Source organism: Myxococcus virescens, from assembly GCF_900101905.1.
Taxonomy (GTDB): Bacteria; Myxococcota; Myxococcia; order Myxococcales; family Myxococcaceae; genus Myxococcus; species Myxococcus virescens.
Window position 1 is genome coordinate 282060 of the sequence record NZ_FNAJ01000007.1, and the last position, 24018, is coordinate 306077.

The window sequence follows — 24018 nt, forward strand, 5'->3', positions numbered from 1 at the left end:
CGGGGCCCGGCTTCTCGGGAAGCCAGGGTCGAATTCGCTTCAGGAAGGTCTCGCAGTGAGCGACGAGAAGAACGGTTCCAATTCTGGCGGGATGGGTCCCAAGAAGCCGAAGGCCACCTTCGGTGACGTGATGCTCGGCATCCCTTCCGGGGGAGCTCGCAGCGAGGGCGGTCGGGGCGAACAGCGTGGCGGTGGCCGAGGCGGCGAGCGCAGCGGCGGTGGCCGTGGTGAGCGCGACGCCCAGCCGCGTCCGGCGGGTGGTGCGCCGCGCGACGAGCGGGGGCCCCGTGGCGGGAGCGAGCGCCGTGGCGGAGGCGATCGCCGTCCGTCGGGCCCCATGGTCGTCGTGAAGCGGGCGTCGGGTGCCATCGAGACGCGCGGCCCGGTGGGGGATGCTCCCGCCGAGGCGACCGCGACGGCCGAGGAGACGACCGCCGCCGCCGAATCCTCCGCCGCGCCGCCGGCCCCCACGCCGCGTCCGGTCACGCCGACGCCGGCGCCGACCAGCGCGCTGTATGAGGAAGTTCCCGAGTCCCAGTCCTTCGCCGAGATGTTCGAGGCGCAGGCCAAGGAGGGTGGAACGCCCAGCCGCAAGGGCCTGCGCGTGGGCGAGAAGGTCCGTGGCACCATCTTCCAGCTCGGCGCGGACACCGCGTTCGTGTCCGTGGAAGGCGCGGCCAAGAGCGAGGCGATGATCGAGCTTCGCGAGCTGAAGGACGACGAGGGCATCCTGCGTTTCGGCGTGGGTGACACCATCGACGCGCACGTGGTGGAGGTGGGGGCCAAGGGCATCCTGCTCAGCCGCGCGCTGGCCAAGGGCAGCGCGAACCTGGCCCTGCTGGCCGAGGCCCGCGCTTCCGGCATGCCCGTCGAAGGCCTGGTGCTGAGCGTGAACAAGGGCGGTGTGGAGGTCGCCATCGGCGACATCCGCGCGTTCTGCCCCATCAGCCAGCTGGACCTGCGCTATGTGGAGAAGCCGGACCAGTTCATCGGCGAGAAGCTCCAGTTCCGCGTGAGCGAGGTCCGCGAGCGCAACGTGGTGCTGTCGCGCCGCTCGCTGCTGGAGGACGAGCAGCGGCAGCTGGCCGCGGAGACGCGCAAGAACCTGGCCCAGGGCAAGATCGTCAAGGGCAAGGTCACCGGCGTGCGCGACTTCGGCGTGTTCGTGGACCTGGGCGGCGTGGAGGGCATGATTCCCGTCTCCGAGCTTTCGTACACCCGCGTCGGTCACCCGAGCGACGTGGTGAAGGTCGGCGATGACGTCGAGGTCGAGATCCTCCGCATGGAGGCCGGCCAGCCCAACTCGCCGGACAAGTCCAAGCAGAAGGAGCGCATCACGTTGTCCATGCGCTCGCGCCAGGAGGATCCGTTCCAGAAGGCGCTGTCCGAAATCAAGGAAGGCGACCGCCTCCAGGGCAAGGTCGTCCGCCTGCAGCAGTTCGGCGCCTTCGTGGAGCTGCGTCCGGGCGTGGATGGTCTGGTCCACATCTCCGCGCTCAGCGACCGCCGCATCGCGCACCCGCGCGACGTGGTGAAGGAAGGGGAGACCATCTGGGTGTCGGTGGAGAAGATCGACACGCAGGAGAAGCGCATCGGCCTGCGCCGCATCTCCGAGGAAGAGGCGCAGCGTCCTCCCGAGGAGCGCACGGCGCCCGCCGCGGAAGCCGCCGCTCCGGCGCAGCCCGCCGCGCCCCGTCCCAAGGTGGGCCAGGTCGTCGTGGGCAAGGTGGATCGCATCGAGCCGTACGGCGTGTTCCTTGCGTTCCCGGGCGGCAAGGGCTTGCTGCCCGCGAGCGAGACGGGCACCGAGCGTGGCACCGACCTGCGCAAGCACTACTCGCTGGGCCAGGAGGTGAAGGTGGCCATCCTGGACATCGACGCGTCCGGGAAGATCCGCCTGTCCGTCACCGCCGCCATCCGCGCGGAGGAGCGCGCCGAGGTGGAGGCCTGGCAGAAGACGCAGCAGCCGCAGGGCGCGGGCAAGAAGGGCTTCGGCACCTTCGCGGATCTGCTCAGCAAGGCGCGCAAGTAATTCCCTGTCTCCAGCGCTGATTTCGTTGATGTGGTCAGCGCTGGAGAAAGGTGTTGACGGTCCAGGCGAGGGACGGTACTTACCGCCTCGCCTCTCTCTGCCGCGGGGTGGAGCAGCCTGGTAGCTCGTCGGGCTCATAACCCGAAGGTCGCAGGTTCAAATCCTGCCCCCGCAACTCGTTGTTTTTCGAAACGTGATTGGAATCGCAGTCGGGTTTCGAGTAGTTGAGCCTCAAGACATGTCGCGGGGTGGAGCAGCCTGGTAGCTCGTCGGGCTCATAACCCGAAGGTCGCAGGTTCAAATCCTGCCCCCGCAACTCAAGTCGGCCCGGTCATTCTCATGGAATGGCCGGGCCGATTCCTTTTGCACGTCTCGACACTGCGACCCTCCTCCGGCATGGCTGCCCTGCGTCCAGCCGAGCGCGTTGTGTTCGCTGGTGAAGGCGTACCCGGCACCACGGTCCATCTTCCTCGTAGGGGATTGCCCCCACCGGTGATGTGCGGCTCACGCCGCCGACAACGACGAGGAGGAGTCCATGGACGCCGACATCACGCATGTCCTGCTGGTCGGAGGTACGGGGCGTTTTGGCGGCAGGTTGGCGTCGGCACTGCTGGCGCGCCCCGGCATCCACCTCCACGTGTTGGTACGTCCGGGCGCGCGCAGCGACGCGATGGTGAGCCTGGCGGAGCATGGGGTGACGTTGGTGAGCGGGACGCTGGATGACATGCGCTCGCTCGATACGGCCTTGGAGGGCGTGGACGCGGTGGTCTCCGCCGTGAGCGGGCCACCCGAAGTTCAAGTGGAAGGGCAGCTCCGGTTGCTGGACTCCGCGCGGCGGCATGGCGTCATCCGCTTCATCCCTTCGGACTACTCACTGGACTACACCGACGCGGATGCGGGTGACGCCTTCATGGATGCGCACCGCCGTGTCGCGGACGCCGTGGTGAAGAGTGGCGTGCCGTACAGCTTCGTCCTGTGCGGCGCGTTCATGGAGACGGCGCTGTCGCCGCAGGCGCAGGTGTTCGACTTCGAGCGCGGCGTTGTCTCGTACTGGGGCACGGGAGACGAGCCCTTCGACGTCACCGCGATGACGGATGCGGCGCGATGGGTGGCGGAGGTGGTGGTGGATCCTCACGCCGCGGGCCGGCGGTTGGAGTTCGTGGGGGACGTGGCGACGGTGAATGACGTGGCCGCCCTGTACGAAGCGCTGACCGGTCAGCGCCTTCGCCGCCTGTGCAGGGGAAGTGTGGAGGACCTTCGCCGGCAACTCGTGCGTGCGCGGCCCGAAGGCGTGTCCGTCCAGGTGTCTTCCGCGCAGCTGAGTCTGCTCTCGCAGCTTGCGGGGAAGGGGAGACTGCACGAGCCGGCAAATGCCGAGTACCCGCGGCTCCGGCCCATGACGCTGCGCGACTTCCTTGAAGCACGGTGGAGGGTGTCGGCCTCCACGCGGGCGACGTTGCCACTCGCTTCACAGCCGTAGCCCGCGCGCGCATCGCGGACGCTCGATGGCGTCAGCGCGTCTCGGTGGTGGTGCGCTGCGGGCTCGGGTCGCACGTCAGCAGGGCGCACTGCGTCGCGGGCGCGCACTGATCATCACAGCAGCGCAGATGTCCCCAGGGGCAGCCACGGGATGTGGCCGTGCTGTTTTTCTCCTCGGAGGCGGATTGCGTCGCGCTTCCTGAGTCCTTCGCGCCTCCGTTGCCGCGCGACATGGACTCAGGTGTCGCGTTACCCGGGGCCATGGTGGTTTCGGCGCGCGGGAACGGGCGTTCCGCGGTGCCCAGACACCCAGTAGCGCCAGGCACAAGTGCCTGAAACACCACTCCCCAGACGCCTGCGCGTCCATAACCAGCGCTCATGGCTCCCCCATGTTCGACGCAACCTGCCGTAATTGCGGAATTCTGCGCTCCGTTGGAAAAAATGCGCGTGTCGCCTTTTAACTTACATCCGATCGGGCACTAATCTCTCCGCCAGGTGACAATCTGTCACTTGGTCGCCTTCTGACCGTGACTGGGAGTTTCGGCGATGGGGCCGGAACCTTGGACCCAGGCTGTAAGGAAGGCGGCCACCCCCGCCGTCGTAAATGGAGTTTCCCCACGTGAGAAGGTTGGTTGCCACGCTGTCCGGGCTTGCCCTGGTACTGTCCGGTACCAGTTCCGTCGCCCGGACGCTGCCGAACTATGATGCACTCCAGGACGCGAAGCCCGCGGGTCGTGCCACCGCGGGATTCAAGCCGGTCAACAGCAGCCTGAAGGGGGCGCGGGTCGCCCACAAGGACTCGCTGACCGGTTCCCCGACGTTCATTTGGACGCACCCGACCGCGGAGCAGACGAAGAGCCGCGGCGAGTACGCGAAGATGTCTCCCGCCAAGGCAGCGCTGGCGCAGATTTCTGCCCACGCTCCTCTCTACGGTCTCTCTTCGTTTGAGGCCGCGGGCGCGACGGTCACCAACGTCAGCACCAACACGCAGGGCGTGAAGGTCGTGACGCTGGCCCAAGAGTCCTCGGGAATCGAGGTCTTCCGCCAGTCGCTGAAGGTGCTGCTGAACAAGCACAACCAGGTGGTTGCCATCTCCGGCAGCCTCTCCAAGCACGGTTCCGCGGAGATGCCCAAGGGCAAGGCGCGCTTCACCGTGCCCGCGACCGAGGCGATCGCCGTGGCCTACAAGGACCTCACGGGCGCCACGCTGGACCGCAACCTGCTCACCCGCGTGAGCGATGCAAAGAAGGGCGACAAGTACTCGCACTACACGCTGGCCAACTACGCGCGTCCGCTCGAGGAGGGGTTTGTCATCCCCGCCCGCGCGAAGCAGGTCTACTTCCCGCTGCCTGGCAAGCTGGTCCCCGCGTACTACGTGGAGATCAACACGGGCCGCGCGAACAGCGTGGACTCGGACTACTTCGCGTACGTCATCTCCGCCACCGACGGTCAGTTGCTGATGCGCAACAACCTGACGGCGCACGCGGAGTTCAGCTACCGCGTGTTCTCGGACACGACGCCGCCGTACACCCCGCACGACGGTCCGATCGGCAGCGGTGGTACGCCGCACCCGACCGGCAACCCGGACGGCTACCAGTCGCCGTACGTTCCGGCGAACCTGATCACCCTCGAGAGCCTCCCGTTCAGCCGGAACGACCCCTGGCTGCCGGACGGCGCGACGGAGACCACGGGTAACAACGTCGACGCGTACGCGGACATCACCGAGCCGGACTACTTCAACCCCGGCGACCTCCGTGCGTCCGTCACGGCTCCGGGCGTGTTCGACCGGACCATCGACTTCGGCATCCAGCCGAACGCCAACAACGAGCAGATCGCCGCGGCGACGACGAGCCTGTTCTTCCTGAACAACTGGCTCCACGACTGGTACTACGACGCCGGCTTCGATGAGGCCTCCGGCAACGCCCAGCATGACAACTTCGGGCGTGGCGGCGTGGGCGGTGATCGTCTGCATGCGCAGGCGCAGGACCACAGCGGCACCGACAACGCCAACATGCGCACGCCGGCGGACGGTGCGTCGCCGCGCATGCAGATGTACCTGTTCGCCGGCCCGCGTAACTCGCGCCTGACGGCGAACGCTCCGGCGCAGGTCGCGGGTGACTACCAGGGTGGCGTCTCCTCCACCTTCGGTCCGCAGACCTTCGAGGTCACCGGCGACGTGGTGGCGGCGGTCGACGCGGCCAACACCGCGGGTCCGACCGACCGCGACGGCTGCTCCGCGCTGACCAACGCGGCCGAGGTCAATGGCAAGATTGCCATCATCGACCGAGGCAGCTGCGACTTCACCATCAAGGTGACCAACGCGCAGAACGCGGGCGCCATCGGCGTCATCATCCACGACAACGTCGCGGGTCCCACGATCGACCTGGGCGGCGACTCCACCACCATCACCATCCCCACGCTTCGCGTGAACCTGGATGATGGCAACGTGCTGCGCAGCGGCCTGCCGGCGCTCAACGTCACCCTGTGGCGTGGCCCGACCGCGTGGATCGACGGCACCATCGACAACGCCATCGTGGCGCACGAGTGGGGCCACTACATCAGCAACCGTCTCATCGGGAACGCGTCCGGTCTGGTGAACAACCAGGGCCGCTCGATGGGCGAGGGCTGGGGTGACTTCACCGCCCTGCTGATGATGGTTCGTGCCGAGGACATCAACGTCCCGTCCAACGCGAACTGGAACGGCGCCTACGCCGCCGCGGGCTACGCCACGCGCGCGGACGCGGACTCCGAGTTCTTCGGTATCCGCCGTGGCACGTACTCGTCGGACCAGACCAAGAACGCGCTGTCGTTCCGTCACATCATGGACGGCGTGGCGCTGCCCACGGGCGTGCCGTTCAACGGCAACACGGGTCTGCCGAACTCGCAGGTCCACAACTCCGGCGAGATCTGGGCGACGATGCTGTGGGAGTGCTACACGTCGCTGCTCCGCGCGCATCCGTTCCAGGAGGCGCAGGACCGGATGAAGAGCTACCTGGTCAACGGGTACAAGCTCACGCCGTCCGCCCCCACGTACCTGGAGGCGCGTGACGCCGTCATCGCGGCGGCCTACGCCAACGATCCGGCGGACGCCGAGCGGTTCTGGACGGCCTTCGCCAAGCGCGGCGCGGGCGTCGGTGCCGTGGCTCCGGACCGCTACTCCACGAACCACGCGGGTGTCGTGGAGAGCTTCGAGGTCGGCTCTGCCATCCAGATCGTGTCGGCCGAGTTCATCGACGACGTCGAGGCTGGCTCGTGCGACCTCGACGGCATCCTGGACAACGGTGAGACGGGCCGCATCGAGGTCACCGTGCGCAACGCGGGCGCGCTGCCTGCGTCCGCCTCCAGCGTCAACCTGTCCTCCGCCTTCTCGGGTCTCGAGTTCGGCAACGGTGGTCAGGCGAGCTTCCCGGTCATCCCCGTGTTCGGTACGGCCACGGTCTCCATCCCGGTCTCGCTCACGGGCGCGACGGGCCAGCAGGACGTGACCATCGACATCGCGGCGCGTGATGCGGGCCAGGCGATCCCCGGCGACATCACGGACAGCATCATCCTCACGACGCACTTCGACGAGCGTGCGAACTCCTCCAACATTGAGGACGTTCAGATCACCCCGTCCAAGCTGCCTTGGGAGACCGAGTACGACGAGGCCCTGACCCCGGCCGTGTTCAGCGTGGTCACGTTCGCGGACGGCAACCGCACGTTCTACGCGGAGAACACCGCTTCCTACGCCGACGTTCGCCTCATCTCGCCTGAGCTGCACGTCAGCGCGACCGAGCCCTTCGTGATCAACTTCCTGCACGCTTGGGACTTCGAGGATGACTACGACGGCGCCACGGTCGAAATCTCCGAGGACGGTGGCCAGACCTGGGTGGACATTGGCGATCCGATCCACAACTCGGTTCTTGAGACCTACCCGGGCAACCTGAACCCGCTGGCTGGCAAGCCCGCGCTGTCCAGCTACAACCCGGAGTTCCCGGGCATGCTCCCCGCGACCATCAACCTGGGCACGGCCTACGCCGGCAAGACGGTGCAGGTCCGCTTCCGCGTCGGTACGGACGAGAGCGGCGGCTACACGGGCTGGCTGCTGGACGACCTCGAGTTCAACGGCATCACGAACACCCCGTTCACCACCATCGCGGCTGAGGATGGCGTCTGTGTGAACCCCTGGCCCATCGCCAACGCCGGTCCGGACCGGTCCATCGCGCCGGGTGAACTGGTGAGCCTCTACGGTTCGGCTGCCGATCCGGAAGGCCAGCCGGTGACCTTCACCTGGGCACAGACGTCTGGCCCCGCGGTCACCCTGGCGGGTGCCGACACCCTGACGCCGTCGTTCACGGCGCCGCAGGTCACCGAGGCCACCACACTGGTGTTCACGCTGACCGTCTCCGACGGCGTCAAGACGGCCACGGACTCCGTGACCGTGACGGTGGCGCTCCCCAACAATCCGCCCACCGTGAACGCGGGCCTCGACGGCACGGTCGAGGAGCGCGCTGAGTACACGCTGAGCGGCTCCGCCAGCGACGCGGACGGCGATGCCATCACGTACCTGTGGACCCAGGTCTCCGGTACGCCGGTGGCGGTGAAGGACTACACCACGCCGACGGCGACGTTCATCGCGCCCGAGGTCACGGTGGATGACACGCTGGTCTTCCGTCTGACGGTCAGCGACGGCATCGCCACGGCGAACGACACGGTCACCGTGACGGTCACCAACGCGAACCGCGCGCCCATCGTCTCCGACACGTCCGTGGCCTTCGCCGCGGGTACTGTCACCGTGACGGCCTCCGCGGTCGACCCGGATGGTGATGCGCTCAGCTACAGCTGGGAGCAGACGGGTGGTTCGACGGTTGCCATCAATGGCGCCGACACGTCCGCCATCTCCTTCGCCACCCCGGTCCCGGGCTCGTACGAGTTCACCGTGACGGCGACGGACGGCTCGGCCTCTGCCTCCAAGGCGGTGCCGGTGACCATCATCGATGGTTCTCTGCCGGTGAACTCGGCGCCGACCGTGAACGCGGGTATCGATGCCACGGCGAACGCCGGCGACACCGTGGCGCTCAGCGGCTCCGCGACCGACGCCGAGGGTGACACGCTGACGTACCACTGGGAGCAGATCGGTGGCACGCAGGTGACCCTGACGGGTGCCGACACCCTGACGCCGTCGTTCACCGCGCCGAGCACGGCCAACGGTGACACGCTCGGCTTCATCCTGACGGTCAGCGACGGCACCTCGACCACCAGCGACGTCGTGCGCGTCGTCGTGGCGGCGGACCCGGGTGCCAACCCGAGCAACACTGCTCCGGAAGCGGACGCGGGCGAGTCGGCCATCGTGGCGGAGGGCGCCACCGTGACGCTCAACGGCACGGCGACCGACGCTGACGGTGACACGCTCGTCATCGTCTGGACGCAGATCGGCGGCACGCCCGTGACGCTGTCTGACGCGTCCTCGCTGACGCCGACGTTCACCGCCCCGGCCTCCTCCGAGCCGCTGACCTTCCTCCTGTTGGTCAACGACGGTACGGCGACTGTCGTCGACGTGACGTCCATCAGCGTGACCGAGGAGAACGTCGCGCCGGTGGCGACCGCTCGCGCGGTGCTCTCTGGCAACCAGACGTCGGCCACGCTCGACGGCTCGGCTTCCAGCGACGCGAACGGCGATGTGCTGACGTACCACTGGACGCAGGTCTCCGGCCCGAACGCGACCATCTCCGGCGCGGACCAGGCGGTTGCGGTCGTCAACCTGCCTGACCTCGACGACAAGACGGCGTCGTTCTCGTTCCGCCTGACGGTGAAGGACTCCGCGGGCGCCGAGAGCAGCACCACCGTGCAGTTCTCCGCCCGCAACGGCGGTGACAGCGGTGGCTGCTCCGCGACGGGCGCGGGCGCTCCGGTCGGCATGATCGGCCTGGCGCTGCTCGGCCTGCTGCGCCGCCGTCGTCTGAACTGAGACGCGCGGGTCCTCCTCCTGCCTCCGGGTGGGAGGAGGCCTCCGCGGGGCCCGGATGAAGTGAGTGTCCGGGCGTCGCGGAACGCCGACTGAAGATGAACTTCCTGGCGGCCGGCTCCTGGATTCAAGGAGCCGGCCGTCGACTTTTCCGGGCCGACGGCCGCAGACCTCAGAGGGGCCGCACGTGCTCCGCGAGGCGTCCGGTGACCATCAGCTCGTGCAACTCGTCGCCCATGCGCTCGCTCTCGGAGACCACCTGGTTCCAGGCGCGCATGCGCTCGGCGTCCTTCATCCGTTCGAAGTCGACCCGGTCCGGGATCCGGCCGCCAGGAAGGCGGGCCACCAGCTCCGGAGACGGAGCGATGAGCAGCGCCCTGCGGAAGTTCCGGGGCCGTGCCCGCCGCCACCGCAGCGACTTGTCGAACCAGCCCGGCACCACGTACGGGTAGAAGTGCGGGTACAGCACCAGGCCCGTGCCCGGGCCGAAGTCCAGGTCCAGGTGGTAATCGACCACGCCGCCGTCGCGAAACACGCCCGCGGGCGCGCCGGGAATACGCACGCCGCTGAAGAGCAGGGGGATGGAGCCTGACGCCAGCAGCGCCAGCCGCAGATTCTCCCGTGTCAGTGGCAGGTGGGTGGAGGGCAGGTCCTTGAGCCCGGCGAAGGGGCTGGTGTCCCCGGCCGTGTGGAAGATGACGCGCTCCATGTGGAGCCCCAGCGTCCGTCGGCTGACCAGGTTGCCCAGGGCGCAGAGCACGAGTCCGAAGAGCTGCGCCTGTGGGCCTTCCATTCCCACCGCCCCCCGGCACAGCGCGGTGACGACATGCAGCCGTGCCCAGGGGTGGCCCAGAATCTCCGCTTCACCGTCCTCGCCCAGCAGCGCATCCAGGATGCGCTCGCAGGTCTCGCTCACCTGGGTGGGCGTGGGCTTGGGCGGATAGCGTTGGTCGATGTACGCCGCCTCGAAGCGGCGCAAGGCCAGCACCGGGTCCTTCTGGGCCACGCAGGCGAGCCGCCAGCTTCCAATGGAACTGCCGATGAGGTGGAGGGGGCGCGAGCGGTTCTGGAAGAGGCCGGCGAACAGCGCCCGGTCCAGTCCCGCCAGCACCAGCCACTTCGGACCGCCGGAGGCACCGGGGACGACGTCCACGTCGTCGCCGCGCAAGCCTCGTTCGCGAATGAGCCGGAGCGCGTCCGGCCCGGCCAGGAGCGTGAGGTGGGAGGCCATATCGGCTCGCCAACCTAACGAAGCCCCACCGGGGTTGCGACTCTTCGCGTGCCGCCGGGGTGCTGTAGCCTCCCCACCATGAAGAAAACCGCAGCCTCTCCCGGCTCCCCGGTGGACCTCAGCCGCCGCACGCTCCTGCGTGGAACGGCCGCTGCAACGGCGCTCGCTTCATTGGATGTCCCCGCCCATGTGGCCCCGACGCCGGAGCGGCCCTTCGAGCTGGCCGAGGCCACCGTGGTGGAACTCCAGGCCGCGATGACGACAGGCGAGCTCACCGCGCAAGGCCTCGCCGAGCGCTACCTCGCGCGCATTGCTGACTGGGACTCGCGCGGGCGCCTGCCGCTGCGCTCCGTCATCGAGCTGAACCCGGACGCGCTCGCCACGGCCGCCGCGCTCGACCAGGAGCGCCGCGAGAAGGGCCCCCGGGGCCCGCTGCACGGCATCCCGGTGCTCCTCAAGGACAACATCGCCACCGCGGACCAGATGCAGACGACGGCGGGCTCCCTGGCGTTGGTGGGCGCGCGGCCGCCTCGGGACGCGTTCATCGTGGAGCGCCTGCGAGCCGCGGGCGCGGTCATCCTGGGCAAGACGAACCTGAGCGAGTGGGCCAACTTTCGCTCCACGCGCTCGGCCAGTGGCTGGAGCGCGCGGGGTGGCCAGACGCGCAACCCGTATGCGCTGGACAGGACGCCTTCGGGTTCCAGTTCGGGGGCGGGCGCGGCCACGGCGGCCAACTTCTGCGCCGTGGCCGTGGGCACGGAGACGGATGGCTCCATCGTGTCGCCCGCGGCGGCCAGCGCGTTGGTGGGGCTCAAGCCGACGGTGGGACTGGTGAGCCGCTCCGGCATCATTCCCATCTCCCACAGCCAGGACACGGCCGGCCCCATGGCGCGCACCGTAGCGGATGCCGCGGCGCTGTTGAGCGTGCTCGCGGGCGTGGACCCTTCGGACGCGGCGACGGCGGCGAGCCGGGGCAAGGCCCAGGCGGACTACACCCGGTTCCTCGACGTGGGCGGGCTGAAGGGCGCTCGCATCGGCGTGCCCCGGGAGCGCTTCTTCGGCTACCACCCGGCCACCGACGCGCTCGTGGAGGAGGCCTTGGCCTTGATGAAGTCCCGCGGCGCCATCCTCGTGGACCCGGCGCCGATTCCCGCGGTGGCGCAGGTGGACGCCCCCGAGCTGGAGGTCCTCCTCTACGAGTTCAAGGCGGGGCTGGAGGCCTACCTTGCGACGTTGGCGCAGGGGACGGCCCCGCGCACGCTCGCGGAGCTCATCCGCTACAACGAAGCGCACGCCCCGTCGGAGCTGCCGTACTTCGGCCAGGAGCTCTTCCTCATGGCTCAGGCCAAGGGGCCCCTGACGGACAAGGCCTATCTCAAGGCCCTCCAGGCCTGCCGCCGCCTGTCGCGCGCGCAGGGGCTGGACGCGGTGATGAAGAAGCACAAGCTGGATGCGCTGGTCGCGCCGACGCAGGCGCCCGCGGGGCTCATCGACCCCATCAACGGTGACCACTGGCTGGGCAGCAGCTCCACGCCCGCGGCTGTATCAGGCTACGCCTCCATCACCGTGCCCGCGGGGTTCGTGTACGGCTTGCCCGTGGGGCTGTCCTTCATCGGCGGGGCCTGGAGCGAGCCCGTCCTCTTGAAGCTGGCGCATGCCTATGAACAGGCGTCGAAGCACCGCCGCCCACCCACCTTCGCGGAGACGGCGGACCTGCGGGTGCACGCTGGCGCGGGAGGCCCACTCGCGAAGCCCTGACTCAGGGCTCCGGCGACGTGGCCCAGGGCGTGGTGGCCTGGAGCACGGCTTCTTGGAGTGCCTCCGTGCGCAGGTGTGCGATGTGCTGGTACTCCGGGTCCGCCACCATCTGGAGGAAGGCGGCGCGGCTGGGATAGCGGACCAGGAGCACCGCGTCCCACGTTTGTCCGGGATCGGCCACCAGCGCCGTGGAGCCGTCTCCGGCGTAGAGGGGCTGGGCGCCCACCTTCTGGATGAAGGGCATCACCGCGCTCGCATAGGCTTCATAGGACGTGCGGCCGCCTTCCTTGAAGCGCACCAGGTTCAGGATGACCACGGGGCCTCCCGGATCCTCCCGCATGAAGCGTTCAACGTCGGTGTGCTGAGGATCGACGGCCATGGTGCCTCCTCGGTTCGGGATGAAAGCTATTCCAACGTGCCCACGGAGCCGCCACCGGGCTGCTCGCGCTGGTGGTCGAGATACGCGGCGAAGCCTGCCTTGGATTGGATGCGGAAGGCGGGGATTCGGGCGAGCGCCTCGGGCGGGAAGGCGTATTGCTCACACACGAGGCTGGCGCGGGTCGCGCCTTCCTGGCTGCCAGTGAAGGGCCGCACCTCGTGTTGGAGGTCGCCGCGGAAGTGCACCAGCAGGCCCTCGCGTGGGCGGATTTCACCCACGGGGGTGTCATTCTGGAGAAGGCGCAGCTCGCCACCCCGGACGCGCTCGGGGACCTGGAGATACAGCACGCTCACGTGCCGGGGCGTCGCATCGGGGACGCCGCTGGGCTCCTGCAGTGTCGCGTCGATGTGTCGCCCCACGCCGCGCCCCGCATCGAGCAACAAGAGGTTGAGATAGAATGCATTGGGGGCGGGCCGCTCCCGCCGCGAACCCCAGAGCCGCTCATGCCAAGGCAACAACCCTGTCGCATGGATCGGGTCCAGCACGTGGGCCAGGTAGGGCACCAGAAAGGGGAAGCGGGCCTCCAACGTGGCGCGGCCCTCGTGCGTGAAGATGAAGGCAAACCCCCGGCTGGCCTGGAACGTCCCCATCAACGGACTGCGTGCCACGAAGCGCGAGCCGAGCAGGGCGGTCCGCAGTTCGTGAAGCGCGCTGCGGGGCATGGCCTCTCGGCGGGTGATGTAAGCGCGCACGGGGAGACTCGGACTTCCGGGTGAATAAGAGAACCGTAGCAGTTTTACAGCCTACCTTATAGGTTGCAGCCTAGCCGATGCTACTCAACTCCTTGGAGACGGACACATGAGCCAGCAACCTCGAGCCTCTCACGCGCCTCCGCCCGCCGCTCTGCAGATGACGCAAATGGTCTATGGCTTCTGGGTTTCCCGGAGCCTTCAAATCATGGCGGAACTCGAGCTCGCGGATACCATCGGTGATACGCCCAAGACGGTCGAGGAGCTCGCCGAGGCCAGTGGGACGCATGCGCCCACGCTGCGCCGGCTGTTGCGCCTGCTCAGCGGCCTGGGGGTGCTCGTGAAGGATGAGTCCACGCAGCGCTGGGCCCTGACGGAGCTGGGTGGAATGCTTCGCAAGGACAACCCCGGCTCCGTGTATGGCTCGCTCCGGGCGCATGGACACATCCTGTCGTGGCAGGCGTGGGGAGACCTGGCCACCGCCTTGAAGACGGGCAAGCCCACGGTCGAGAAGTTCATGGGCGACACGTTCTTCAACTACATGACGACGCATCCCGACGTCGCCGCCATCTTCAATGGCAGCATGGCCGCGTACCAGACGCTGAACGCGCCCGCCGTGGTGAACGGATATGACTTCTCCTCCGCGCGCAGCATCGTCGACGTGGGCGGCGGTACGGGCATGCTGCTGACGCACATCCTCAAGGCCAATCCCGGCGTCCGCGGCACCGTCTTCGAAATGCCACACGTGGCGGTGGAGGCCCGCGAGCGAATCGCCGAGCAGGAGCTGTCGCCGCGGTGTGACGTCGTCGCTGGTGACTTCTTCGAGCGCATCGTTCCCGAAGGCAAGGACGTCTACATCCTGTCGCAGATCCTCCATGACTGGGACGACGAGCAGAGCCTGCGCATCCTCAAGTGCATCCGCGCGGCGATGCGTCCCGACTCGCGGTTGCTCATCGTGGAGACGGTGCTGCCCGGCGACAACGTGCCCCACTTCGGAAACCTCTACGACCTGGCCATGCTCGTGCTCGTGGGCGGCCGGGAGCGCACGGGGCCGGAGTACACGGCGCTCCTGGAGAAGGCGGGGCTGAGACTGTCCAACGTCTTCCCGACGACGATGCCGCCCAGCGTCGTCGAAGCCGTGGTGGCCTGAGCCACCCGCGGTCGCCGTAAGGCGGGGGCTCAGGAGGCCGCCCGCCTCCGGCGCTGCCGGGGCCCTGGTGCTCGGCGGCCTCCTTCACGGCGGCCACCATGGTCTTCTTGAGCACCGTCTTCTTCACCGGGCCACCGGTGACTCCGGAGCGCTGGGGCCGGACTCTCGCGCTGGAGCCGCTCGAGCTGCGTCTCGTGCCGGGCTGCTGGACGGGGCCTGGACTGCCGGGCTGGTTCTGCGTGAGGGGCCACGTGCCTTGAGCCAGGGGAATCCCGCCCACGCCATGTGAGCCGTCCTCCTGGAGTGCTCAGGAGTGGGCCGCGCGGCAACGCAGGTGCCGCCCGGCCGCCCGCCCAGGGGTGGGGCAGAAAAGCGCAAGGCGCGTTTTCGATGGGAATGACATTCGTTTAGAGTGGTGCGCAAGCCGCATGAGCGCCTTCCTCGACACCATTCTGGCCTTCCCGACCGCCATCTTCACCATCGTCCTCGGCGTGGTGATGACGTACTGGCTGTTCGTCATCGTGGGCGCGGTCGGCATCGACCTGTTCGATGGGGACATCACGCTGGAGTCGGGCGGCAAGGCGCTGAGCGGGGCCATCGAGGGTGGCGGCAAGGCGCTGAGCGGGGCCATCGAGGGCGGTGGCAAGGCATTGGGCGGGGCCATCGAGGGCGGTGGCAAGGCATTGAGCGGCGCCATCGAGGGGGGGGGCAAGGCATTGGGCGGCGCGAAGGCGCTGGGCGCCCATGACTCGGATTTCGACGTCGACGGTGGCGGAGTCCTGGCGGCCATGGGCTTCGCGGGCATCCCCATCACCGTGTCCGTGAGCTTCGTGGTGTTCATCGCCTGGTTCCTGTCGGTGGTGAGCGCGCAGCCGCTGCACGAGGCGCTGGGCGGGATGATGCCGTCGTGGCTGCTGAGCAGCGGGCTGGGGCTGGCGTGCTTCGCGGCGGGGACGGTGACGGCGGGCTTCGCGGTCCGGCCCCTGCGGCCGGTGTTCGTGACCAGGCGCGCCCCGGGGCGCGACGCGCTGATGGGCCGCGTGTGCACCATCTCCAGCGGCAGCGTGACGGCCAAGACGGGCCACGCGACCTTCGAGGACGGCGGCGCGGGCGTCATCCTCAACGTCGTCTGCGCGAAGCCCAATGAACTCAAGCGAGGCCAGCCGGCGCTGATCCTCGCGTACGACGCGGAACGGCGCGTCTATGAAGTGGAGCCGGTCGACTGGTTGCTGCCGGAGGAGATGGAGCAGCTCCAGGATCCGGCCCGCGCAGCGGCATTGGCTCGCGTGAAGGCACGAGGCTGAGTTTTACCGGTCGCGCAGAGGGGGCGACCGTCACATTCGACGCCGGAGGGCTTTTGCGGGGGACCTCCGGCGCCTGATACAAGGCCCGCTGTCATCATCAATCAGGAAATGGCCATGGACCCCATTACCGCGGTCGCTGCCGGCATCGGTGGCATCATCCTTCTCGGAGGCATCCTCCTCACCATCGTCCGGCTCTACCGGCAGGTGGACCAGGGCAAGGTGCTCATCGTCAACACGCTGAAGAACGAGCCGGTCGTCACCTTCACCGGCGCGGTGGTGTTCCCCATCATCAACCGGGCCGAGGTGATGGACATCTCCTTGAAGACGGTGGAAATCGACCGCCGTGGCAAGGAAGGCCTCATCTGCCGGGACAACATCCGGGGTGACATCAAGGTCACCTTCTTCGTCCGCGTGAACAAGACGCGCGAGGACGTGCTGAAGGTGGCGCAGACCATTGGCTGCGCGCGCGCCTCTGACCAGGAGACGCTGGAGAACCTCTTCGAGGCCAAGTTCTCCGAGGCCCTCAAGACGGTGGGCAAGAGCTTCGACTTCGAGGAGCTCTACACCAAGCGTGAGGAGATCAAGGACCAGGTCGTCAACGTCATCGGCCGTGACCTCAGCGGGTACATGCTGGAGGACTGCGCCATCGACTTCCTGGAGCAGACCCCGGTCGAGATGCTGGACAAGGACAACATCCTCGACGCGCAGGGCATCCGGAAGATCACCGAGCTGACGACGAAGCAGAACGTCTTCACCAACGAGCTGCGCCAGGACGAGCGCATGGCCGTCACCAAGCGCAACGTCGAGGCGGATGAGGCCATCTTCGCCCTCGAGCGTCAGCGTGAAGAGGCCGCCGCGAAGCAGAAGCGCGAGATCGACAGCATCCAGGCTCGCGAGACGGCCGAGGCCGAGCGCGTGAAGCAGGAGGAGTACGCCAAGGCCCAGCTGGCGCGCATCAAGGCCGAGGAAGAAATCAACATCAACGAGCAGAACAAGGCCCGGCAGATCGAGGTCGCGCAGAAGAACCGCGAGCGCGTGGTGGGCGTGGAGACCGAGCGCGTGGAGAAGGACCGCGCCCTGGAAGCCATCAACCGTGAGCGTGAGACGGAGCTGCAGCGCATCGCCAAGGAGAAGGCGCTCGAAGGCGAGAAGAAGGCCATCGCCGACGTGGTGCGCGCCCGCATCGCCGTGGAGAAGACGGTGGCGGAGGAGGAGGAGCGCATCAAGGACCTGCGCGTGAAGGCCGAGGCCACCCGCCGCAAGGACGCGCTGCTCATCACCGCCGAGGCGCAGGCGCAGGAGAAGCTGGTCAAGGACATCAAGGCGGCCGAGGCCTCCAACGAGGTGGCCAAGTTCACCGCCAAGGAGAAGCTGACGCTGGCCGAGGCCGAGCTGGAGGCCGCTGACAAGACGGCGAAGGCGAAGGTCCGTCTGGCCGAGGGCGTCCAGGCCGAGGCCGCCGCCGAGGGCCTGGCCGAGGTCCGCGTGAAGGAGGCCGACGCGCAGGCGCAGGAGAAGCTCGGCATGGTCAACGTCCGCGTGAAGGAAGCCGAGGCGGGCGCCATCGAGAAGCAGGGCCACGCGGAGGCGAACATCGTCCGCGAGAAGCTGCTGGCGGAGGCCGCGGGTGCGCAGGAGAAGGGCCTGGCCCAGGCGCGCGTGCTGGAGGCGGAAGCCAGCGCCATCCAGAAGCGCGGCGAGGCGGAGGCCATTGCCACGCGCGAGAAGCAGCTGGCCGAGGCTGCTGCCATCCAGGAGAAGCTGCTGGCCGAGGCCCGCGGTCTGGCGGAGAAGGCCGCGTCCATGAAGCTGATGGACGGCGTCGGCCGCGAGCACGAGGAGTTCCGCCTCAAGCTCAACAAGGAGCGCGACGTGGAGCTGGAGGCCATCCGCGCGAAGAAGGACATCGCGCACGCGCAGGCCGAGGTGCTGGCCAAGGCGTTCGCCAACGCGAAGTTCAACATCGTCGGTGGCGACGGCCAGTTCTTCGAGCGCTTCGTCAAGGCGGTGTCGTTCGGCACGGCGGTGGACGGCGCGCTGGACCACGGCGAGGCGCTGAAGACGGCGCTGGGCGGCTACCTCAACGGCGAGAAGGACCTGCCGGCCGACCTGAAGGAGATTCTCTCCAAGCCGGGCCTGAGCAACGACGCGCAGAACCTGGCCGTGGCCGCGCTGCTGCACAAGATGGCGGCCAGCCCCGTGGCCGCGACCTCCGCCGGCCTCAAGGCGCTGGTGGAAGACGTGGCGCGTCCGGGCACGGTCGACAAGCAGGGCTGACAGTCCCAATGGGCCACCGCCGTGAGCAGGCGGCGGTGGCACGGCCGTAAGACGATCCTCACTCCGGCCTCCCCTCCGGGGTGGCGCCCCTCCGCTCGGGAGGGTGCGGGGGTGGGGGTCTTCGCATTTCCGGTGAACACTCATGGCAACTGACGGTGGCAAGGGCGCGGCGCCCGCGGGCGAGGCGGCGCTGGAAGGCGGCAGCTACGAGGTCATCCGTTCGCGGCTCCTGTCGCAGGCGGATGTGCTGGGCGCGAAGGCGACGGACCTCAACGGGCGGCGCAAGGCGCTCTTCGGTGGGACCGAGCTGACCGTCATCGGCAACGAGCGGGTGCGCACCGAGCACAACTGCGTCCCGTGCGACATCGCCAGCGTCGGCAAGTACCTGCTCTTCGGCTACAACGTCTTCATCGGCCTGAAGCGGGAGACGTCGGTGTCCGACGTGTTCTCCCTGCACAAGTTCGAGAAGACGGCCGACGGGTACGACTTCTCCGCCGTGTCCAACTCCGAGGCCGGCGGGTTCCTGGCGGACCCGCGCTTCGTGAAGGACTTCGGCGAGCTCTACAAGTACTACAAGGACGCGAAGCTCCTTCAGATTCGCAAGCTGGACTCGCGCCTGCTGGCCGTCTTCCAGACGGGCCAGTCGCTGCGCGACATCAAGGTCTTCCGCTTCAGCCTGGACCTGGAGGGCCGCGCCACCTACCTGGACAACCAGGGCGAGCGCGACCACGTCTTCCCGCCGTCGCACGACTTCGAGTGGACGGTGGCCACGCGGGACAACTACGTCACCGGCCAGCACCCGCACGTCAACGTGCTGGACCAGGTGTTCGTGGAGACGGTGAAGGGCGACCTCACCATCAAGGTGGAGGACAACACCTCCACCGGCATGGGTATCTACAGCGAGCCCGTGGACGACCCGGACCAGTCGCTGGACGACGCCGAGTTCGCCTGGGCCCAGGTGGGCACGCTCATCCTGCTGCGGGTGCTGCCGTTCCGGGAGAAGACGCACCGCTACCTCGTCTTCAACTCGCGCACGCAGCACGTCGTGCGCATCGACGCGATGGGTCAGGCGTGCGTGCGGCTGCCGGAGGACCAGGGCATCGTCTTCCCGGGCGGCTATTACCTCCAGACAGGGGACTTCAAGGTCTTCGACGGCGCCGCGGCGTCGGAAGGCATGGAGTTCAAGCGCGCCATCCGCTCGCCCAACGGCGAGGACGTGCTCTACATCTTCCACCGGAGGACGGACGGCTGCTACGTCCTCTTCCCGTACAACCTGGTGCGCAAGGAGGTGCAGAACCCCCTGGTCGCGCACGGCATGAGCCTGTTCTCAGACGGGCAGCTCGTCATCTTCCGCTCCGCGTCGGATGAGCCCACGCGCGTCCACCCGATGCAGGTGTGGCAGACCCCGTTCGTATCCGCGGAGCACGCGGCGGGGACGCCGCCGGCCCCGGGCTACCTGGGCAAGGTGGGCAACGCGGAGCTGGTGCGCGGCATCTCGGACGCGCTGACGATTCAGCGGATCGCGAAGTCGGAGAAGCCCACCCGGCGCACGTATGAGGACCTGGTGTCCTCGGCCACCCGCGCGCTGGACGCGTACTACTGGCTGGGCCATGAGGAGACGGGCCTCCAGGAACCGGTGGAGACCCTGCGGCGCACCGCCGAGCTCATCATCGATGAGTTCGAGAAGGTGGTCGCGATGCAGAAGCGCGCCACCGAGTCGTTGGCGGGCGCGGAGGTGGAGCAGGAGACGCTGCTGCTGCGCGTCCAGCCGGAGAACCTCACGCACGCGGAAGCCTTCATGCAGGCGCTGGCGGACCTGCGCAAGCAGCGCGGGCACCTGATTACGTTGAAGGACATCCGCTACATGGACCTGGGACGCGTGGACGTCCTGGAGACCGCGGTGGTGGAGGCGTCCGACCGGGTCAGCACGGCCTGCGTGGAGTTCCTCCAGACGGGCGAGGCGCTGGCGCCGCTGGCCTCGCGCCTGGACGAGCTGCTGGCGCAGCTGGAGCCGGTGCAGACGTCCGTGGAGCTGGCGCCCCTGGGCGAGGACGTGGAGCGGACGGCCCACGGCCTGGAGGTCCTGGGCGAGGTCGTTGGCGGTCTCCAAGTAGGTGACCCGCTGGCCCGTGCGCGCATCCTGGAGGGCATCTCCGAGCTGTTCAGCCGCCTCAACCGCGTGCGCGCCAGCCTCGCGGCCAAGCGCAAGGAGCTGTCCGGCCGGGAGAAGCGCGCGGAGTTCGGCGCGCAGTTCAAGCTGCTGGGGCAGAGCATCGAAAGCTCGCTGTCGCAGGCGGACAGCCCGGAGCGCTGCGACGAGGCGATGTCCCGCCTCACCGTGCAGTTGGAGGAGCTGGAGGGCCGCTTCGGCGAGTTCGACGAGTTCCTGGAGCAGATCACCCAGAAGCGCGAGGAGCTGCTGGAGGCCTTTGGCGCGCGCAAGCAGTCCCTGTTGGACGAGCGGCAGCGCCGCGCGCAGAGCCTCTTCGGGGCCGCGGAGCGCATCCTCCAGGGCGTGCAGCGCCGGGCCAAGTCCTTCAAGACGGACGACGAGCTCAACGGCTACTACGCCTCCGACGCGATGATCCTCAAGCTGCGCCAGCTGGCCGACCAGCTGATGGAGCTTCAGGACAGCGTCCGCGCGGACGAGGTGATGTCGCGCGTGAAGTCCGCCAAGCAGGACGCGCTGCGCGCCCTCCGGGACCGGCAGGACCTGTTCGCGGATGGTGACAACGTCATCAAGCTGGGGACGTACCGCTTCAACGTCAACACGCAGCCGCTGGACCTGACGCTGCTTCCGCGCGACGGGGAGCTGTATCTCCAGCTCACCGGCACGGACTACGCGCAGAAGGTGGATGACGCGGAGCTGCTGAAGTACCGCGACCTCTGGGACCAGCACCTGGTCTCCGAGTCGCCGGCCGTCTACCGCTCCGAGTACCTCGCGGGCTGCCTCCTGGCGGACGCGGAGGATGGCAAGCGTGGCCAGTCGCTGGATGCGCTGCACGAGGCGCTCATCGGCGGCACGCTGCTGGAGAAGGTGCGCGCGTACGCGGCCGACCGCTTCGACGAGGGCTACGAGCGCGGCGTCCATGATGCGGACGCGGTCTCCATCCTGGAGAAGTTGCTGGGCCTGCACCAGGGCGCCGGCCTGTTGCGCTTCGCGCCGGTGCCGCGCGCCTGGGCGGCGCTGTACTGGGCCTTCGACGCGGACGAGGCGGCCCGCACCGTGTTCCAGCGGCGCGCGCGCAGCCTGGCGCGGCTGCGCACCACCTTCGCGTCCGGTGGCAGCATGGCGGAGGTGGGCGAGGCACTGGGCGAGCGCATCGCCACGTTCCTCACCGCGAACGGCCTGGCGCACTCGCCGGCTGAGCCGCGGCAGGCGGGCCGTTACCTCGTCGAGGAGCTGGGCGCGGAGCACCCGCGCTTCACCACCAGCGGCGAGGCGGTGGCACTGCGGGACGCGTTCCTGAATGAGCTCGACCGGCACGGGACGCGGTCCGCGTTCGAGGACGACCTGCGCGGCCTGGAGAAGGACCTGGGCGCCCGGCTGGAGCTCGCCCGGGTGTGGCTGGACGGCTACCTCGCGCAGCGCGAGGGCGGTCCGGGGGATTCCGTCCATGTGGCGCTGGAGACGGCGGTGCTGCTGCTCACCGGCTCCAAGCTGGACCGTGAGACGGCGGGCGCGCTGACGGCCACCGAGGTCTCCGCGCTGCTGGGCAATCATTCGCGCATCCAGGACCGGAAGCTGCCGCTGCGCCTGGACGAGTTCCTGGCGCGCCTGGGCGAGTTCCGGCAGGTGCGGGTGCCCCAGTACCAGGCGTACCGTGCGCTGCTGAGGGACTTGCTGGAGCGCGAGCGCCGCAAGCTGCGCCTGGAGGAGCTGACGCCGAAGGTGCTGTCGTCCTTCGTGCGCAACCGGCTCATCGACGAGGTGTACCTGCCGCTCATCGGCGCCAACCTGGCGAAGCAGCTGGGCGCGGCGGGTGAGGGCAAGCGCACGGACCGCATGGGCATGCTGCTGCTCATGTCGCCTCCGGGCTACGGCAAGACGACGCTGATGGAGTACGTCGCCAGCCGCCTGGGGCTCACCTTCGTGAAGGTGAACGGCCCGGCGCTGGGTCACTCCGTGAAGTCGCTGGACCCGGCCGAGGCGCCCAACGCCACGTCCCGGCAGGAGGTGGAGCGCATCAACCTGTCCTTCGAGATGGGCAACAACGTGATGCTCTACCTCGACGACATCCAGCACACGGACCCGGAGCTGCTCCAGAAGTTCATCTCCCTGTGCGACGGCCAGCGCCGCGTGGAAGGCGTGTGGAACGGCCGGACGCGCACCTATGACCTGCGCGGCAAGAAGTTCTGCGTGGTCATGGCCGGCAACCCGTACACGGAGACGGGTGAGCGCTTCCGCATCCCGGACATGCTCGCCAACCGCGCGGACACCTACAACCTGGGTGACATCCTCGACGGCAAGGAGCACCTGTTCGCGCTCAGCTACATCGAGAACGCGCTCACCTCGAACACGGTGACGGCGCCGCTGGCCACGCGCGACCCGGCGGACACGCACCGCCTCATCCGCATGGCGCAGGGCGAGGAGGTCCAGACGGGCGAGCTGAAGCACGGCTACGCGGCGGCGGAGCTCCAGGAAATCATCGCGGTGTTCCAGCGCATGTTCCGGGCCCAGTCGGTGCTGCTGAAGGTGAACCTGCAGTACATCGCCTCGGCGGCGCAGGACGAGCGCTTCCGCTCCGAGCCCGCGTTCAAGTTGCAGGGCAGCTACCGCAACATGAACAAGCTGACGGAGAAGATTGTCTCCGCGATGACCGACGACGAGCTCGAGCGGCTCATCGACGACCACTACCAGGGCGAGTCCCAGACGCTGACGACGGCGGCGGAGCAGAACCTGCTCAAGCTGGCGGAGATGCGCGGGCGCCTGACGCCGGAGAAGGCGAAGCGCTGGGAGGACATCAAGCAGGGCTTCGCGCGCGTGAAGCGCATGGGCGGCAAGGACGACGACCCCGTGGCCCGCGTCACCGGTCAGCTCAGCGGCATCGAGGAGCAGTTGGGGGCGGTGCGCGACGCGGTGGTGCAGGCGGCCAACCACGTCTCTGCCAGCCAGGCGCGTGACGAGCAGCCGGGGCCGGTGGTGGAGGTGCTGCCTCGCCTGGAGTCCCTGCGCGAGGCCGTGCTGGAGGTGGCGAAGGTGGGCCGCGAGTCCGTGAAGGCCGCGAAGGCCACCCCGGCGCCCGTCGTCGCCGCGCCCGTGGCCGCGGGGCCGGACCTGACGCCATACCTCAAGCACATGGCGCACCTGCTCAAGGCGCTCACGGAGCGGGTGGCGGCGCAGGCCGAGCGCCCCGCGGAGCCGCCGGAGTCCGCGCCCACCGTGCGCATGGCTGCACCGATGGCTTCACCCGACTTCGGCGCGTACATGGAGCAGCTCTCCCGCGCCATCACCGCGCTGGCGGAGCGTCCTGTGAATGTGTCCGCCAACGTGCCCGCGGAGGCCCTGCAGCGCACCGCGCTCACGGGGCCGTCACCCGCCGAGCTGAGCCGTCAAATCGAGCTGGTGGAGGGCGTGCTGCTCCCGCTGGAGCGCGCCTCGCGCCGCGCCATCCAGGGCGAGGGCGAGGGCGTCATGAAGTCGCTCCAGGTCTGGCAGAATGTCACCGAGGCCCTGGAGCTGTTGCGCTCCATGCTGCGGCGCTGAACCGCGCG

The 24018-nt window shown here is 68.6% G+C and carries 11 protein-coding genes and 2 tRNA genes; 10 read left to right on the forward strand and 3 right to left on the reverse strand.

Annotated elements, in window-relative coordinates; genetic code table 11:
* Positions 1–91: 91 nt before the first annotated feature.
* The 5 genes from BLU09_RS21965 (at position 92) to mepA (ending at position 9458) form a co-directional block, all read left to right on the forward strand.
* On the forward strand, positions 92–2032 hold the full coding sequence (locus tag BLU09_RS21965) for a S1 RNA-binding domain-containing protein (RefSeq protein ID WP_090491538.1): 1941 nt from the start codon (positions 92–94) through the stop codon (positions 2030–2032).
* Between the two features lie 101 nt (positions 2033–2133).
* Positions 2134–2207: transfer RNA gene (locus BLU09_RS21970), tRNA-Met, on the forward strand.
* A gap of 67 nt (positions 2208–2274) precedes the next feature.
* A tRNA-Met gene (locus tag BLU09_RS21975) sits at positions 2275–2348 on the forward strand.
* 219 nt (positions 2349–2567) lie between these two features.
* Complete coding sequence (locus BLU09_RS21980) at positions 2568–3512, forward strand: aromatic alcohol reductase (RefSeq protein WP_090491472.1); 945 nt, start codon at positions 2568–2570, stop codon at positions 3510–3512.
* Between the two features lie 603 nt (positions 3513–4115).
* The gene (mepA, locus tag BLU09_RS21985) at positions 4116–9458 is read left to right on the forward strand and encodes a myxosortase-dependent M36 family metallopeptidase MepA (RefSeq protein WP_090491473.1); all 5343 of its coding nucleotides are present in this window, start codon (positions 4116–4118) and stop codon (positions 9456–9458) included.
* Between the two features lie 169 nt (positions 9459–9627).
* Here mepA and BLU09_RS21990 read toward each other — a convergent pair whose 3' ends face one another.
* A complete protein-coding gene (locus BLU09_RS21990) occupies positions 9628–10686 on the reverse strand; it encodes a patatin-like phospholipase family protein (RefSeq protein WP_090491474.1) in 1059 nt (352 codons plus the stop codon).
* A gap of 78 nt (positions 10687–10764) precedes the next feature.
* Between BLU09_RS21990 and BLU09_RS21995 the strand changes: the two genes are divergently transcribed.
* Entirely contained in the window at positions 10765–12444 is a 1680-nt protein-coding gene (locus BLU09_RS21995; protein WP_186817651.1) for an amidase, read from the forward strand.
* A 1-nt stretch (position 12445) separates the two neighbouring features.
* Here the strand turns inward: BLU09_RS21995 and BLU09_RS22000 are convergent, their stop codons facing one another.
* The gene (locus BLU09_RS22000) at positions 12446–12823 is read right to left on the reverse strand and encodes a DUF1330 domain-containing protein (RefSeq protein WP_090491476.1); all 378 of its coding nucleotides are present in this window, start codon (positions 12821–12823) and stop codon (positions 12446–12448) included.
* 26 nt (positions 12824–12849) lie between these two features.
* Positions 12850–13575 carry a 2OG-Fe(II) oxygenase gene (locus BLU09_RS22005; RefSeq protein WP_090491477.1) on the reverse strand — a complete coding sequence of 242 codons (726 nt, stop codon included), beginning with the start codon at positions 13573–13575 and terminating at the stop codon, positions 12850–12852.
* Between the two features lie 166 nt (positions 13576–13741).
* On the opposite strand from BLU09_RS22005, the gene BLU09_RS22010 reads away from it, so the two are divergent.
* The 4 genes from BLU09_RS22010 (at position 13742) to BLU09_RS22025 (ending at position 24010) form a co-directional block, all read left to right on the forward strand.
* On the forward strand, positions 13742–14722 hold the full coding sequence (locus BLU09_RS22010) for a methyltransferase (protein ID WP_090491539.1): 981 nt from the start codon (positions 13742–13744) through the stop codon (positions 14720–14722).
* A 428-nt stretch (positions 14723–15150) separates the two neighbouring features.
* The gene (locus BLU09_RS22015; protein ID WP_090491478.1) at positions 15151–16026 is read left to right on the forward strand and encodes a hypothetical protein; all 876 of its coding nucleotides are present in this window, start codon (positions 15151–15153) and stop codon (positions 16024–16026) included.
* Between the two features lie 114 nt (positions 16027–16140).
* Complete coding sequence (locus BLU09_RS22020) at positions 16141–18303, forward strand: SPFH domain-containing protein (RefSeq protein ID WP_186817650.1); 2163 nt, start codon at positions 16141–16143, stop codon at positions 18301–18303.
* 142 nt (positions 18304–18445) lie between these two features.
* On the forward strand, positions 18446–24010 hold the full coding sequence (locus BLU09_RS22025) for a DNA repair ATPase (protein ID WP_090491480.1): 5565 nt from the start codon (positions 18446–18448) through the stop codon (positions 24008–24010).
* The last annotated feature ends 8 nt before the right edge of the window (positions 24011–24018 follow it).

Excerpts from the sequence above, each read along its gene's own strand:
- BLU09_RS21965 (WP_090491538.1), top strand. The coding sequence starts at position 92 with ATGGGTCCCAAGAAGCCGAAGGCCACCTTCGGTGACGTGATGCTCGGC.
- BLU09_RS21980 (WP_090491472.1), top strand. The coding sequence starts at position 2,568 with ATGGACGCCGACATCACGCATGTCCTGCTGGTCGGAGGTACGGGGCGT.
- mepA (WP_090491473.1), top strand. The coding sequence starts at position 4,116 with ATGGAGTTTCCCCACGTGAGAAGGTTGGTTGCCACGCTGTCCGGGCTT.
- BLU09_RS21990 (WP_090491474.1), bottom strand. The coding sequence starts at position 10,686 with ATGGCCTCCCACCTCACGCTCCTGGCCGGGCCGGACGCGCTCCGGCTC.
- BLU09_RS21995 (WP_186817651.1), top strand. The coding sequence starts at position 10,765 with ATGAAGAAAACCGCAGCCTCTCCCGGCTCCCCGGTGGACCTCAGCCGC.
- BLU09_RS22000 (WP_090491476.1), bottom strand. The coding sequence starts at position 12,823 with ATGGCCGTCGATCCTCAGCACACCGACGTTGAACGCTTCATGCGGGAG.
- BLU09_RS22010 (WP_090491539.1), top strand. The coding sequence starts at position 13,742 with ATGGTCTATGGCTTCTGGGTTTCCCGGAGCCTTCAAATCATGGCGGAA.
- BLU09_RS22015 (WP_090491478.1), top strand. The coding sequence starts at position 15,151 with ATGAGCGCCTTCCTCGACACCATTCTGGCCTTCCCGACCGCCATCTTC.
- BLU09_RS22020 (WP_186817650.1), top strand. The coding sequence starts at position 16,141 with ATGGACCCCATTACCGCGGTCGCTGCCGGCATCGGTGGCATCATCCTT.
- BLU09_RS22025 (WP_090491480.1), top strand. The coding sequence starts at position 18,446 with ATGGCAACTGACGGTGGCAAGGGCGCGGCGCCCGCGGGCGAGGCGGCG.